Origin of the sequence: Rhizobium sp. 57MFTsu3.2 (genome assembly GCF_012932765.1) — a bacterium.
GTDB classification, from domain to species: Bacteria; Pseudomonadota; Alphaproteobacteria; order Rhizobiales; family Rhizobiaceae; genus Rhizobium; species Rhizobium altiplani.
On sequence record NZ_JDWI01000014.1, the window covers coordinates 105,251 to 119,847 of the forward strand.

The following is a 14,597-nucleotide window of genomic DNA, read 5'->3' on the forward strand; positions in this document are numbered from 1 at the left end:
GGTGATGAAAGCCGCCGTATATCAGGGGCAGGGTAGGGTCGTTCTCGACGAACGGCCTAGGCCCACGCCACGCGACGACGAAGTGCTGGTCAAGGTCTTTGCGGCCTCGATTTGTGGAACGGACCTGAAGGTATTGCGCGGCGGCCATTTCAGAGTCGGGCCCAACGAAACACGCGTCCTAGGTCACGAATTGGCGGGCGAGATTGTTGAGGTCGGCAAGCACGTAGCCCACTGGAAGACAGGCCAGCGCGTCTCCGTGGTGCCAAATATTGGTTGTGGTCATTGCGAAATGTGTCGCAAAGGGCTGAACAACATGTGCCCTGATTATGACGCCTTCGGAATTAGCATCGACGGCGGTTTCCAGCAATACATGATCGTCACCGCCGAGGCGATCTACGGTGGCAATCTCATCGAGATCCCGGCGAGTATGAGTTTCGAAGAGGCCTCGCTCGTCGAGCCGTTGTCTTGCTGTGTGAACGCATGGAAAGATCTAGCGGTCACGCCGGAAGACAGGGTCCTCGTCTTGGGGACGGGGCCGATCGCCGGCCTGTTTCTGCAATTAGCCAAAGCTTATGGAGCTAGACAGGTAATCGTCGTCGGGCGGCGCGCTGAAAGGCTTGCGGAGATCGCGCCTCTGGGCGCAACCGATCTGGTCGATTCCAGCAAGGTCGACGTCGTCGATGAAGTGATGCGTCTAACCGGGGGCAGAGGTGTCGACGTGGCCCTAACGTGTGCGCCGGCGCCGGAATTGCAGAGCCAAGGTCTCGCGTGCCTTGCCCGCCTGGGAAGAATGAATTTCTTTTCGGGACTGAACAAGGGCACCCGCGTCGACCTCGACAGCAACAAGGTCCATTACTGGGGACTGAAGCTCCTCGGCTCGACTGGCTCGAGTGTCAGCGACTACTCGCGAGCAATGCAACTGGTCGAGACCGGCAAGATCAAGGTGAGTGAGGTCGTGACGCATCGGTTCGGCATGAACGATGCAGTGGCCGCTTTCGACCATGCTCTTTCTGGGAAGGGCATGAAAACAATCATTTATCCGCAGGAGGACAGTTTGCAATGAAGGCGGCTGTGTTACATGCACCCGGCGACCTGAGGGTCGAAGACGTTCCGGTTCCAGAGATCGGCCCCGACGATGTTTTGGTCTTGGTGAAAGCGGCAGGTATTTGCGGCTCGGATATCGGTCGCGTCATGGTGACAGGAACCTACCACTTTCCGACAATTCCCGGCCATGAGTTCTCGGGGCGGGTGGAGAAGGTAGGCGCTTCAGTCGAGCACCTGAAGGTCGGCGATCGTGTCGCCGTCGCGCCACTCATGCCCTGCCGGAAATGTCAGTGGTGTGAGGCGGGTAAGTTCCATCTTTGCGACGACTACGATTTTATGGGCTCGCGCAGTGACGGCGCCTTCGCGCAATATCTGTGCGCGCCTGCCACGAACGTCATCAAAGTACCGGATAGTGTCTCTTACGAAGTTGCCGCGACAATCGAACCCGCTGCCATCATTTTGCATGGCATCCACAAGCTCGACATCAAACTCGGCGACGCCGTTGCGGTCGTCGGTTGCGGCGCGCTCGGGTTTTTCGCCCTCCAGTTCGCGAAGCTTTCGGGGGCACGGCCTCTCATCGCCATCGACGTGGATGATGACAAGCTGGACCTTGCACGGCAGGTTGGAGCGGACCTGTGCCTCAACCCGTCGCGCGACGACGTGGTATCCCGTGTAAGAGAGGCGACAAACGGCAAGGGCGTCGCCGTCTCGCTCGAATGCGCGGGATCTGCTCCAGGGCGCGACCTATCCATCATGGTCGCCGCCAAGCAGGGCACGATCATGTTCTATGGCACGGCCTATGGCGACGTGACTTTCGCGGAGAAAGCGTTCGCACGCATCGTACGCGAAGAGCTGCAGGTCGTCGGCTCGTGGAATTCCTATTCCCTGCCGTTCCCCGGCAAAGAGTGGTTCGACATTATCGGTCTGCTTGCGGATGGTCGCTTGATCGTCGAGCCACTCATTACACACCGTGCGGCGCTGGAGGAAGCGCCGTCCATCTTCAAGGCACTTAAAGACCGCAGCTTCGGCAAGTATCACAAGATCCTGTTCACGCCGAACAATTGATGCGTATGGGAGGAGATCATCATGGAACGCTACATCATGTCGTTGGACGAGGGAACGTCCAGTGCGCGCGCCATCCTTTTCGACAGAGCAGGTAATGTCGTTTCTCTGGCCCAGCGCGAATTCCGGCAGATCTATCCACGTGCGGGCTGGGTGGAACACGACGCCAATGAGATTTGGTCGACCCAGCTGTCGGTGGCCCGCGAGGTCATCCATAACGCCGGGATCGGTGCTGACCAGATCGCCGCTATCGGTATCACCAATCAGCGTGAGACCTGCCTTATCTGGGATCGCAAGACTGGGAACCCGCTGAGCAACGCCATCGTCTGGCAGGATCGCCGTACGGCCGGAGCCTGCGATCACTTGAAAGCGAAGGGGCTTGAGCGCTACGTCAAGGACGCGACCGGCCTGGTCATAGACGCTTACTTCTCCGGCACAAAATTAGCATGGATCCTCGACAATACGCCCGGCGCGCGCGAACGAGCAGCCCGCGGTGAACTGGCGGGGGGTACGATCGACAGCTGGCTGATCTGGAACTTGACCGGCGGAAAGGTTCACGTAACGGACGCATCGAACGCTTCCCGCACTCTCCTGTTCAATATCGGTACCGGCGATTGGGACGAGCGGCTCCTTGCCGAGTTGAATGTTCCACGCTCGATCCTGCCGGAAGTTCGCGACAGTTCCGAAATTTACGGTGTGACGCAGGCTGGCCTGTTCGGCAGGGAGGTTCCCGTTGCCTCGTCAATCGGTGATCAGCAGGGAGCCCTCTTTGGTCAGTCCTGTTTCAGCGAGGGGATGGTCAAGGCCACCTACGGTACAGGTGGCACCTTGCTGATGAACACCGGACCGCATATGCGCGCCTCAGAGAACGGCCTTTTGACGACCGTTGCTTGGAGACTGGGCGGTAAACTCGAATACGCGCTGGAAGGGACGCTGTTCTCTGTCGGCTCGGTCGTTCAATGGCTTCGAGACGAATTGAAGATCATCCACAGCGCTTCAGAAACAGAGGTGGCTGCGCTCGAGGTTCCCGACACCAACGGCGTCTACATCGTCCCGGCTTTCAACGGGCTGTCGGCCCCATTTTGGGACCAATACGCGCGTGGAACGATCGTCGGTATCACTCGCGGGGCAAACCGCAACCATCTGATCCGCGCCTCGCTTGAATCCATGGCCTATCAGATCCGCGATGTGATCGGCCGCATGGAGGCCGACTCCGGTCTTGCGCTTGCCGAACTCAAGGTCGACGGCGGCGCTGCGATGAACAATTTCGTGCTGCAATTCCAAGCGGACCAATTGGGTGTGCGCGTTCTGCGTCCAAAAGTCATCGATACGACGGCGCGCGGCGCCGCGTTTCTTGCCGGACTTGCAGTCGGCTACTGGGAAAACATGGCCGACCTACACACCGCTTTCGCGCTCGATCGGGAATTCAACCCGTCGAATGACCGCGCGACGGCCGACATGCTCTATCGAGGCTGGTGCCGCACCGTTGACCGGTCGCGGGACTGGGCCGAACACGAGTGAGGATACTCAATGTCATACATTTCCGCCGCCCGGCGCACCATGTACTTTATCGGCGTTACCACGGGCAAGTCATCTATCATGAAGGTCTTCCCGGCCTGGTCTCGCCATTTGGGTCTCGATGCCGAGATGAAGGGGATCGATTTCGCTCCGAACTCTGATCCTGCGGCCTACCGCGCTGCGGTGGAATTCATCAAAGCCGATCCCTTGTCACTTGGGGCGTTGGTGACCACTCACAAGGTCAATCTGCTGAAGGCGTCACGCGCGCTTTTTGACGAACTCGATCCTTACGCGATGACCTTGCACGAGATAAGTTCGATTTCCAAGCGCGGCGACAGGCTGGTCGGTCACGCCAAGGATCCGATCACGGCCGGTGCCAGCTTCGAGGCGATCGTACCGGATGGATACTGGGCAAGGACCGGAGCTTCCTTGTGCATTCTCGGCTCGGGCGGCTCCTCGCTGGCGCTGACGCTCTATCTTCACAACAAAGTCAAATCCGGTGGCGACGTGCCGAGCACGATCGTTGTCACCGCGCGCCGAGAAGCCTCGCTGGCCGAGATGCGTCATGTGCATGAGGAGATTGGTTTCGCGATACCGATCGAATATCGCCTGGCTCCCGGACCGGCCGAAGCCGACCGGATCGTTGGCGACCTTCCCGACGCCTCGATGGTGGTCAACGCGACCGGTCTCGGAAAGGACGGACCCGGTTCGCCTTTGAGTGACGCGGTGAGCTTCCCGAAGGACGGACTGGTTTGGGAGTTCAACTATCGCGGCGACCTCGTCTTCCTGGACCAGGCAAAGGCGGCCGCGGAAGCACGGGGCCTCACCGTCCATGACGGCTGGGTCTACTTCATACACGGTTGGACACGCGTCATCGCGGAAGTCTTTGACATCAATATCCCAATGTCCGGACCGGCATTCGACGATCTAAGCCGGATTGCCCGCGACGTCTCTCAATGAAAGGAAACCAGCATGGCTGACTTGCTCCCCACACTTCACGACTTCAATCTCAATAATGGCCTGAGTTCCACTCGCGAGCCAATCCGCCGCACGCTCTCCAAAATGAAGGGCATGTTCCACGATCAGGCAGCCTACGAGGCAGAGCTCGCCAAGGGCGACACACTCCTCTACGAATTCTACGACATGGGCGTCCCGGATAGCGAAAAGGACGTAGCCTACGGTACTTCCATCACGTATCCCGGCAAGGTCGGGGACGAGTATCACATGACCAAGGGTCATTTTCACACGGTTATCGACACCGCCGAAGTGTACTATTGCCTCCGCGGTCACGGTTACATGATGATGGAAACCCCCGAGGGCAAAACAGAATGGCTCGAGTTCCTTCCGGGCAAGGCGGTCTACGTGCCCGGTCGCTGGGCCCATCGCTCGATCAACGTTCATCCAACCGAGCCGCTGGTCACGTTCTTCGCCTTCCCCGGTAATGCCGGCCACGACTACGGCACCATCGAAAGCAAGGGCTTCCGCAAGCTGATGGTCGAGCGCGATGGCAAGCCCACGGTTATCGACAATCCGCGATGGAACGGCTGAGCGAGGAAAACGATGTCGGGTAGGATCGCCGTCACGCCTCGCTCCCTGTCAGGGTCCGGTCATCCGGTTCTGGCGAGGCTTATGGACCAGGGGTTCGAAATTGTCTTTCCGGCGCCGGGTAAAACCCCGTCGGAAGACGACCTCTTGCGTGCCGTCCCCGGTTGCGTTGGCTGGCTCGCGGGCGTCGAACCGATCAGCACGCGCGTGCTCGACGCGGCAAAGGGTCTGCGCGTCATCAGTCGCAACGGTACCGGCGTCGACAATATAGACCTTCGGGAAGCGGAAGCTCGGGGCATCACTGTCGAACGGGCCATGGGCGCGAATGCGCGCGGGGTGGCCGAACTTGCTGTCGGGCTCCTGCTTTCGTCTTTCCGTCACATTCCATGGTCGCACCAGCATCTTTCTAAGGGAGAGTGGTGCAGGCGGATCGGCCAGGAGGTGAAGGGACGCAAGCTTGCGGTCATTGGTTGCGGTGCCATTGGCCGAGACGTCGTGGAGATGGCGCTCGGACTCGGCATGGAGGTCGTCGGTTACGACCCCTATCCCGACAGCCGTTTTGCGCCCTCCGGTTTTCGCTTCGCCAACTTGGAAGAGGCTCTAGTCACCGCCGACGCAGTGTCATTCCATTGTCCACCGGCGCAGAATCCATTGCTTGGCGGCGCGATGCTTTCACGTATGAAAAAAGGCGTAATCGTGGTCAACACGGCGAGAGCCGAATTGATCGACGACGTCGCGATGCTCGCAGCACTCGAAAGCGGGCAGGTGATGACGTTGGCGACGGACGTTTTTCATCGGGAACCGCCGGAAAGCTCTGCACTGCTCAGCCACGAGCGGGTCATTCTCACGCCGCATGCAGGAGGGTTCACCGAGGAAAGCGTCGACCGCGCGACGAGTGTCGCCGTTGACAATTTGCTGAAGAACCTGGTGTGACGATGAGCGTTGTCGATGCCGTGCCTCTTGGAACACCGAAAAACCTCAAGTCGGGCGAGGGTGCAACGCTCGCCTGGCTTGGCCAGGCGGGCTTTCTCATCCGCCAAAACGGTCTGACGATCGTTATCGATGCCTATCTTTCCGACTCTCTTGCGGAAAAATATCGTGACACCAGGTTTCCGCACCGACGGATGATGCCCGCTCCGGTCGCGGCGAACGAACTGCGCGGCGTCGACTGGCTGCTTTGCACCCATGGCCACACCGACCACATGGATCCCGGTACCATCCCGGCGCTCCTTGCCGCCAACCCGCAAGCGCGAGTGCTGGCGCCGCGGGCTGAAAAAGCGCGAGCGATCGAGCGAGGCGTACCGGAAGACCGGCTGGTCCTTATCGACGCCGGTGAAAGCGTTGATCTAGGCGGAGTGACAGTTACTGCGACCCCCTCAGCTCACGAGGATTTGCGGCGCAACGAGGATGGTTACCTCTTTCTCGGATTTGTTCTGTCTGGCGGCGGTGTAACGATTTGGCATTCCGGAGACACAATCCCCTTCCCAGGTTTGGCCGAGTGGCTGATGCCCTTTCGGGTCGATCTGGCCCTTCTGCCCGTCAACGGTCGAGACGCCCTGCGTGCCGCAAACGGCGTCCCTGGGAACCTCACACTGGAGGAAGCTGTCGGTCTCGCCGACGAGATCGGTGCCAGGGCCATGATTGGCCACCACTTCGGGCTGTTCGATTTCAATACGATCGATCCCCAGGAAGGGGTGCAGCGGCTCGCGTCGCTTAACCCGGTTGCCGACACAAGGTTGGCGGAAGTTGCGACTGCGTATCGGATCAGTCCCGTCAAGCGGGAGCCGCTTTCGATCCTGATCGTTTGTCGCGGCAACATCTGCCGTTCTCCGACTGCCGACGGCATCTTGCGTGCCGCTCTTCCGGGCCATCGGATCGATAGCGCCGCGATAAAGGACTGGAACGTCGGGAAACCGCCTCACGCCGAAACCGTCGCCGTCGCTACCGGACGAGGTGTCGCGCTCGATAAGCTCATCGCCCGCCAAATTCAGAAGACAGACTTCGACCAATTCGACTTGATCCTCGGCATGGACGATCAGAACATGGAGGGCATTCGGACAGTGCGTCCGGAAGGCAGTCACGCGCGCATCGGCCGACTCGGCGCCTATTCGTCACCGGGAGAGGAAGCGACGATCATCGATCCGTGGGGAGAACCGCGAGAGGCGTTCGAAGCAGTCTTCGATCAGATATCGACCGCTTGCGAGCGATTGGCGCAATTCGCGCGAACGACTTGATGGATCACGGAATAAGGGAGTGAGAACCATGGACTTCGGACTTAAAGAAAAAATCGTTATTGTGACGGGCGGAGCAACCGGAATCGGCCACGCGATTGCCCGAACCTTCCACGAAGAGGGTGCGATTGTTATCATCAATGGCCGCGACAGAGCTAAGCTCCACAAGGCGACCTCATCAATCGGACCACGCGCTTACGGCGTAGTTGCAGATCTGATGACGAAAGAGGGCGCACTGACCCTGGCGAATTATGCGGCCGGCTTCGGCCCGGTTTCGTTCCTCGTCAACAATATCGGCGTCTTCGACGTCAACGATTTCTTCGAGGTCAGCGACGAGCGCTGGATGGAGTATTTCCAACACAATCTGATGACAGCGATCCGCATCACGCGTCTTGTAATGAAGGACATGCTGTCGCGCAACGACGGCAGCATTGTCTTCATTTCTTCCGAAGCGGCAATCCGCTCGATTGGCAACATGACGCCATACTCCACCACGAAGACGGCGATGCTCGGACTGAGCCGCTCCTTGGCGGAGTTGACCCGTGGCACGAACGTGCGCGTCAACAGCTATATGCCAGGCTCGACCGCAACTGAGTCGGTCGAAACCTATTTCGCCGATCTTGCCGCAGAGCAGGGAAAAACGGTCGAACAAACGCTCGCCGACTTCTACCGCGACGTCCAACCCTCCAACCTCGTTCAAAAGCTTATCGATCCCGCATTGCACGGGCGCGGCGTGGTGCAACTGATGACCAACGCGGCGATGAACGGTGTCTGCCATAGGGCTGACGGTGGTACCATCCGCTCCATATTCGGTTGATAGGGAGGCAGAAATGGCGGGGAAGCTAGGCATTCACAGTCTCGTTTTCACTGACGATTGGTCGGGGGAAAAGGCAGCACATAGCTGCCGAGCCGCGGCCGAGATCGGCTTCGAATTGATCGAGGTGCTGATGTTCGACCCAGAGGCACTCGACGTCGCACTCACCCGAAAAGTCGTCAATGACGCCGGACTAGAATTGCGGCTCGGCATGGCGCTAGGTCCCGAGGCCGACATTTCGTCGGCCGACAGCTCGATCGCCGAGCGAGGCGAAAAGACTGTGAAGCGTGCTCTGGAAATTGCCTCGGAGCTCGGGGCGCCGGCGGTATCGGGCATAACCTACGCGGCATTTGCAAATTACGGAGCTCCTGCGACGGTGCAGGCGCGGCAGCGAGTTGCCGAACGGCTTTCTCGTCTCGACCGGCGAGCCGGGGAGTTGGGCGTTCGGCTCGGGCTGGAGCCGGTCAATCGATATGAAAGCTACCTCGTCAACACCTTGGACGAGGCGGCGTCTCTTATCCACGCGTCGGGTGGCGCTAATCTATTCATTCACATGGATACGTTTCATATGAACATCGAAGAGGGCGACATTGCCGCGGCCATCCAACGCAATGCACCTTTGCTCGGATACGCTCATGTTGCCGACAGCAATCGCGGAATCCTCGGCGGCGGGCACTTCGATCTCACGTCTTATTTTGGTGCCCTCGAAAGCGCCGGCTACAAGGGGGATTTCACCGTCGAAGCTTTTTCGTCCAAGGTACTGAGCGATGCGCTGGTCGCAGGTGTTCGGTTATGGCGTGAAGCTTGGGATGATTCCCTCGTCGCGGCACGCCTTGCCTTCGACGTGATTCGAGTAGCGCAAGAAAAAGCGCGCGTTGGATGCAAAGTGTGGTAAGAAAAGAAATTTCATTCTTTGGAATTTGACGGTTATAGAATTGCGGCAAATGAGTCGGAGTCATAATCGATGGACAACGCTACAGACAACAGGCAATCCATACTAATGAGAATACGCTGGAAGGCCGGATATATGAATCCGGCCCTTCGGCGGATCGCTGACCGAGTGCTGAAGACACCCGAAGAAATAAAGTCAATTTCGATCAAAGATCTCGCAGTTCAATGCGAGGTATCGGAATCAACGGTCACGCGTTTCGTCCGAGAGATCGATGTCCAGAGCTTTCAGCAGTTCAAGATCTTGATCGCGGAAGAATTGTCGCAAGGTTCAACGACGAGCGAGCCAATCTCCGAGCGACACGTCTACGAAGATATCACCGACGAGGACGATACGTCCTCGGTGCTTTCAAAGGTCGCTGCTCGCTACGCGATGACGGTTTCGGATACCCGCGCCGGGCTCGCGGAAAAAGAACTCGAACGCGCCGTTGCGGCAATCGAGAATGCCGACGTGCTCGGGTTTTTCGCGATGGGTGCTTCGCTGATATGCGTTGAGAACGCGCTGCTGCGTTTCATGCGGGTCGGCAAGCGGTGCCTCTTTTTCCGAGATCTCGGCATACGGCAGATCTCGACCTCTACGCTGGGAGCCAATTCGCTCGCGATCGGCGTTTCGAATTCCGGACGCACGATCTCGACTGTCGACAGCTTGCAACATGCGAAACTCCAAGGTGCGACGACGCTGGCGATAACATCGTTTCCGGATTCGCCTATCGTTCGGCATGCTGATATCTGCCTCTTCACACCGACCATCACCGGCGTCGTCGGGCCGGGCGAATACCACGAATCCATGGTCTCGAAAATCGCACAGCTCCAGGTCATCGATGTGCTCTATTCGCTCTATGCCGTTCGCAATTTTGGCAGAGCAATGGAAGGGCTCGAACGAACCTCCGATGTGACCGCTCTGACGCGCTATTGAAGGAGCGACGAATGCCTGCGGAAGAGCCTCGCGTCGAGCGTCTCGGATCTCGTCTGGCCGCAGCGGAATACGCCGCCCGAGAGGCCGGCCGCACGTTGCTTACCCACTACGGCCGTCGCAGCCGGTTGGTAATCGAACAAAAGGGGCTGAATGATTTCGTCTCGGTTGCGGATCGCGAGGCCGAAGACGTGATCGCCGCGATTCTGCGGCCGGCCTTCCAGACGGATGGGTTCCTCGGTGAGGAGACGGGTCGCTCCGGATCGCTCGAAGCGGACTATGTCTGGTGTGTCGATCCACTCGACGGCACCACGAATTTCTTGAGGGGTGCGCATAACTGGTGCGTGTCGATCGGACTGTGGTCGAAAGGCGAGCCAGTTCTCGGTGTAATTTACGATCCGCTGCGCGATGAGCTTTTCGCCGGCGCAGACGGTATTGCCGCAACAATCGACGGCGCCGTGATTTCGACGAGCAGCACAGCCTCGGTCGACCGGACAAGCCTTGGCCTCGGCCATAATCACCGCGTGCCGCCAGAGACATTCGCTAAAGATGCGCAAAGGCTTTTCGCCGCGGGCGGAAGCTTCCGGCAGGTAGGCGCGGGGGCGTTGATGCTGGCCTATGTCTCGGCTGGCCGCGTAGATGGCTACTTCGAGCGCCATATGTGGGCCTGGGATGCCATTGCTGGCCTTGCCCTCATCAAGGCAGCAGGTGGGCGTGTTGTTCCATATCCGAACCTCGGGGCCCCACTAGAGCAGGGTGGTCTCGTCCTTGCGAGTGGTCCGGCACTTTACCGTGATCTTTCCGATCTTTTCGAGATCCCTTGAGCGAACGCGCCTGCTGCGTCGATCTTGAAGGCAATCTTCGGATAAAGCGAAGACTGGTCCACACCTCCCCATGCTATTGATACGGTTGGCTTTTCACGAAAGCCAAAGCGCCGTCAAGCGCTAGCAGCCAATGGGAGTTAAGCGAATGAAGGATGGAATTTTTGTCTTTGACGCAGCGGTGCATTGCCAAGACTTCAGTGACGGTCAGATCAAAGACGGCAGCGATGGCCGACGAGTTCGCATTCTGCGCGAACAGCTGACCGGATTCATCAACCTTACCGGCCGGCGCGGCCCGCCGCCCGAGCCAGAAACCTTTTCAAACCCGGATCTCGATTGGGCCATGGACATGTTGTTCGGGAAATCCGACACGGATATGGCGTGCGCCTGTTCTGTGCCGCTGTTTTCTCATTGGCGCGCTGGCCTCGGTCCTGTTGAACTTAGCCACGCACTCGCACAAAAGGATCCGAAACGGATAGTGCTGACCGGTGGCGTCGATCCTGCCTATCACGGGCTCGGGCCGGCATTGAAGGAAATGGAACGCCAGGTTCACGAGCTTGGTGCCGTTAGCTTCAAATTCTATCAATATCAGTCTCGGGGTTGCTCTTGGCGTGCGGACGATCGGGACATTGCCTATCCATTGTGGGAAAAGGCTCTCGAGCTTGGCGTCAAGATGGTCCAGTTCCACAAGGGCTTTCCCCTTGAACTAGGCCCGGTAGAAGCTTTCAAGCCAAACGACATTCAATATGCGGCAGCCGATTTTCCGGAACTCAACTTCGGAATTCATCATCTAGGCGACCCCTATGTCGATGAGACCATCTCCATCGCCAGCCGTTTCGAAAACATTTTCTTGATCCTGCCGCTTTGGTTCAACCAGTACTACCTCCAGCCGTGGAAGATGCTCGAACGACTCGGCGAGGCGCTCCTGTATGTCGGTTCCGAGCGAATTTGTTACGGCTCGGAGGCCTTCATCTGGCCGCATGTTCAGACCTACATCGACACGCTCGCAAATCTCAAAATGCCGGAGGAATTGCAGGATCGTTATGGGTATCCCGAGATAACCCGGGAAATGAAGGAAAACATTCTGGGCAAGGCTTTCGCTCGCGGCATGGGCATCGACCTGGATGCGAAGAAGCGCGAACTGGGATTGACGCCATGATCGACAGAGACATGTTGGCAGCCGCTCTTGGCCGGGCGCGCCCCCTCATTCTCGGTCACGGCGGCGACATAGCGATCACCGGCGTAACCGAGGACGGCACCGTAACTGTTGCGCTAACGGGCGCTTGTCGTGCTTGCCCGAACCTCGCGATGACTTTCGTCGGACCCGTCCGGAGTTATCTGATGGAAGTACCTGGCGTACAGGAGGTCGAATGCGAGCAGGTGAAGGCAGCTCCGAGGGCACTATCGCGTCTTGCCAACCTCTTGAACGCCCATCCCTATCCCGCAGCGTAGTCGTCGGCGCTTAGAACGCGAGGAAGCGCATCGGGCGACCGATGCGCTTCCGGGCGTCGAGAGTCTTTGGGTTTACGGAATGAGCCGTTCCGCGCGCAGCCTGTCGAAGACGTCGATAAACGACCGCTCTGTGTCCTGGAATTCCTTGAAGCCCAGAGCTCTGCTCTTGGCCATGGAATGCAGGCATTCCATGGGGCGACCGAGGTCGAGGTCCGTATGCCAAGGCGAGGCGAGGCGCTCCAGCTTGTGAGGCTGAAGACCGTGCTGTGTCACTAGGGTCTGCCACTCTGGGTCAAGGCCCTGCATGCGGTCTGTTAGCGAATTGTATTGACCTGGATAAGCGCCCACCTCGACGTCGAAATAGTCGGCGATTCTCTTCCACAATTGTTCCCAGCGAAAAACGTCGCCGTTCGTGGCGTTAAAGGCTTCATTACGCGCATTCGGTTCCGTCGATGCCCATACGATGTGCTTTGCCAGCAGACGCGCATCGGTGATGTCGTTGATCCCGTAATATGCGGTCGGGGTACCCGGAAACGTGAAAGGACGCCCCGTCGCCTTGCAGATCGACGCGAAAGTCGCAAGAGTTGCGCCGATGTTCATCAGGTTACCGACCGCATAGCCGATGATTGTGTGCGACCGATGCACCGACCAGCTAAAGCCGTGCCGCGACGCATAGTCCAACGCGACGTCTTCCAGTTCATAGTAGAAGTTCTTTTTTTCCAGCCGTGGTGCGTCCTCGCGAAATGGCGTGACCGGGGTCACTTTTCCGTAGTCCTCGAACGGGCCGAGATAGTGCTTGGTGCCCGTGACGACAGCGACGTGCTCGACCGTCCCGGCAGCGACAACCCCGTCGAGTAGGGTGCGAAGCATTCCGCCGTTAAGGCGGATATTTTCGTCTTCGTTTCGCCCTAAAGTCCATGTGCAGAAATAAACATGTGTCGGCCTGAGCGTCGCGAGTGTCCTCAGCGCGGCCTCGCGATCGAGAAGATCGACCGCTAGGGGCCGCATGTAGGACGCGCCGATCGACGGCTTGCGCGCCAGCCCCGTGATTTCAAAACCGCCACGGTCGCGCAGATGCTCGGCAACGTTTAGTCCGACGATTCCCGTCGCGCCTGCGACAAGTGCCCGTTTCTGATACATGACTTCAGTCTCCTCATGTGAGTTGGAGGATTAGAAGTGCCATTTACGTCTTGCCCGAGTAAGCTGCCCATTGTCATAAGTGAAGTGAACTGCTGTCACTAATGAGGAGCCGACATGTCCGGACGCATTTCTGAGATCGAGGTCTTCATAAAAGTCGTCGAGACAGGGAGCTTTACAGCCGCAGCAGATGCTTTGCGGCTTTCGCCATCGGCAATCAGCAAGATCATCGCCCGCATTGAGGCTCGCCTCGGCTTGCCGCTGGCGATCCGTTCGACACGGAAGTTACGCTTGACGGTTGAAGGCGAAGACTATTTCGCCCGTGGCAAGCAGATTCTGCAGGATATTTCGAGCCTTGAGCGCGGCGTGCGGGAAAGCGCGGGGCAAATCGGCGGCACGCTCCGCGTCAGCTGCAACGTACCCTTTGGGATTCACCGGATCATGCCGATCGTTTCGGGCTTTCTCGCCGCTTATCCCGACATAGCGCTCGAGTTTTCGCTTTCCGATACGACAGCGGACCTCATTCGCGAGGGCGTCGACGTCGCGATCCGGACGGGTGTTTTGACGGACTCTACGATTCGCGTTCGACGGCTCGCTGCGTCGTTGCGCCATGTCGTTGCTTCGCCCGACTACCTAGCGCGGCACGGCGTGCCAGTGGAACCCCGCGATTTGCTGGAACATAACTGCCTGACGCTCGGGTTCAGTCGCAGCTATGGCAAATGGCCATTCCGAGTCGACCAGGACGGCGTTGTCACGCAACTCGATTTGGCGGTCAAAGGCAATCTCAGTCTCGACAATGGCGAAAGCTTGAGGCGCTTTGCCCTTGATGGCATCGGCGTCGCGCGCCTCTCCGAGTTTCACATCGGCTCTGACCTTCGCACCGGACGACTTGTTTCGGTGCTCGACACCTTCAATCCGGGTGACCGCGAGCCGGTTTCGATCATTTATGCTGACCGAACGCCTCTCGCGCCACGTATTCGGGTCTTCGTGGATTACCTCGTGCAGAATGTCGCACCTTAATCGCACGATTTGTGAAGTTTCGTACAGAATGAAGTGATCATTTTTCGCCGGCGGAATCCTGCCGGCAATGTTACTCGTTGGGTGCATTTCGT

15 protein-coding genes are annotated in these 14,597 nt (G+C 58.6%); 14 read left to right on the forward strand and 1 reads right to left on the reverse strand.

Features of this window, described 5'->3' with window-relative positions; translation table 11 throughout:
* The first annotated feature begins 4 nt into the window (after positions 1-4).
* The 13 genes from AF71_RS16530 (at position 5) to AF71_RS16590 (ending at position 12,348) form a co-directional block, all read left to right on the forward strand.
* Complete coding sequence (locus AF71_RS16530) at positions 5-1,063, forward strand: zinc-dependent dehydrogenase (protein ID WP_169682181.1); 1,059 nt, start codon at positions 5-7, stop codon at positions 1,061-1,063.
* Complete coding sequence (locus AF71_RS16535) at positions 1,060-2,109, forward strand: galactitol-1-phosphate 5-dehydrogenase (RefSeq protein WP_169682182.1); 1,050 nt, start codon at positions 1,060-1,062, stop codon at positions 2,107-2,109. The genes AF71_RS16530 and AF71_RS16535 overlap by 4 nt, the downstream gene beginning before the upstream one ends.
* Before the next feature lie 21 nt (positions 2,110-2,130).
* On the forward strand, positions 2,131-3,627 hold the full coding sequence (glpK, locus tag AF71_RS16540; RefSeq protein WP_169682183.1) for a glycerol kinase GlpK: 1,497 nt from the start codon (positions 2,131-2,133) through the stop codon (positions 3,625-3,627).
* A 9-nt stretch (positions 3,628-3,636) separates the two neighbouring features.
* Complete coding sequence (locus AF71_RS16545) at positions 3,637-4,584, forward strand: shikimate dehydrogenase (protein WP_169682184.1); 948 nt, start codon at positions 3,637-3,639, stop codon at positions 4,582-4,584.
* A gap of 12 nt (positions 4,585-4,596) precedes the next feature.
* Positions 4,597-5,172, forward strand: coding sequence for a glucose-6-phosphate isomerase (locus AF71_RS16550; protein ID WP_169682185.1), 576 nt, complete (start codon positions 4,597-4,599; stop codon positions 5,170-5,172).
* Between the two features lie 12 nt (positions 5,173-5,184).
* Entirely contained in the window at positions 5,185-6,102 is a 918-nt protein-coding gene (locus AF71_RS16555; protein ID WP_169682186.1) for a phosphoglycerate dehydrogenase, read from the forward strand.
* Between the two features lie 2 nt (positions 6,103-6,104).
* Entirely contained in the window at positions 6,105-7,403 is a 1,299-nt protein-coding gene (locus AF71_RS16560) for an MBL fold metallo-hydrolase (protein WP_169682187.1), read from the forward strand.
* A gap of 28 nt (positions 7,404-7,431) precedes the next feature.
* Positions 7,432-8,217 (forward strand): SDR family oxidoreductase, encoded by a 786-nt coding sequence (locus AF71_RS16565; RefSeq protein ID WP_169682188.1) that lies wholly within the window; start codon positions 7,432-7,434, stop codon positions 8,215-8,217.
* A 13-nt stretch (positions 8,218-8,230) separates the two neighbouring features.
* The gene (locus tag AF71_RS16570; protein WP_169682189.1) at positions 8,231-9,109 is read left to right on the forward strand and encodes a sugar phosphate isomerase/epimerase; all 879 of its coding nucleotides are present in this window, start codon (positions 8,231-8,233) and stop codon (positions 9,107-9,109) included.
* A 105-nt stretch (positions 9,110-9,214) separates the two neighbouring features.
* The gene (locus AF71_RS16575) at positions 9,215-10,078 is read left to right on the forward strand and encodes a MurR/RpiR family transcriptional regulator (RefSeq protein ID WP_280949580.1); all 864 of its coding nucleotides are present in this window, start codon (positions 9,215-9,217) and stop codon (positions 10,076-10,078) included.
* An 11-nt stretch (positions 10,079-10,089) separates the two neighbouring features.
* Positions 10,090-10,899, forward strand: coding sequence for an inositol monophosphatase family protein (locus AF71_RS16580; RefSeq protein WP_169682190.1), 810 nt, complete (start codon positions 10,090-10,092; stop codon positions 10,897-10,899).
* Positions 10,900-11,044: 145 nt separating this feature from the next.
* Complete coding sequence (locus AF71_RS16585) at positions 11,045-12,055, forward strand: amidohydrolase family protein (protein WP_169682191.1); 1,011 nt, start codon at positions 11,045-11,047, stop codon at positions 12,053-12,055.
* Positions 12,052-12,348 (forward strand): NifU family protein, encoded by a 297-nt coding sequence (locus tag AF71_RS16590; protein WP_169682192.1) that lies wholly within the window; start codon positions 12,052-12,054, stop codon positions 12,346-12,348. Before AF71_RS16585 ends, AF71_RS16590 begins: the two co-directional genes overlap by 4 nt.
* 72 nt (positions 12,349-12,420) lie before the next feature.
* Here AF71_RS16590 and AF71_RS16595 read toward each other — a convergent pair whose 3' ends face one another.
* Positions 12,421-13,488, reverse strand: coding sequence for an SDR family oxidoreductase (locus AF71_RS16595; RefSeq protein WP_169682193.1), 1,068 nt, complete (start codon positions 13,486-13,488; stop codon positions 12,421-12,423).
* A gap of 114 nt (positions 13,489-13,602) precedes the next feature.
* Here AF71_RS16595 and AF71_RS16600 point away from each other — a divergent pair, with 114 nt between their 5' ends.
* On the forward strand, positions 13,603-14,505 hold the full coding sequence (locus AF71_RS16600) for a LysR family transcriptional regulator (protein ID WP_169682194.1): 903 nt from the start codon (positions 13,603-13,605) through the stop codon (positions 14,503-14,505).
* The last annotated feature ends 92 nt before the right edge of the window (positions 14,506-14,597 follow it).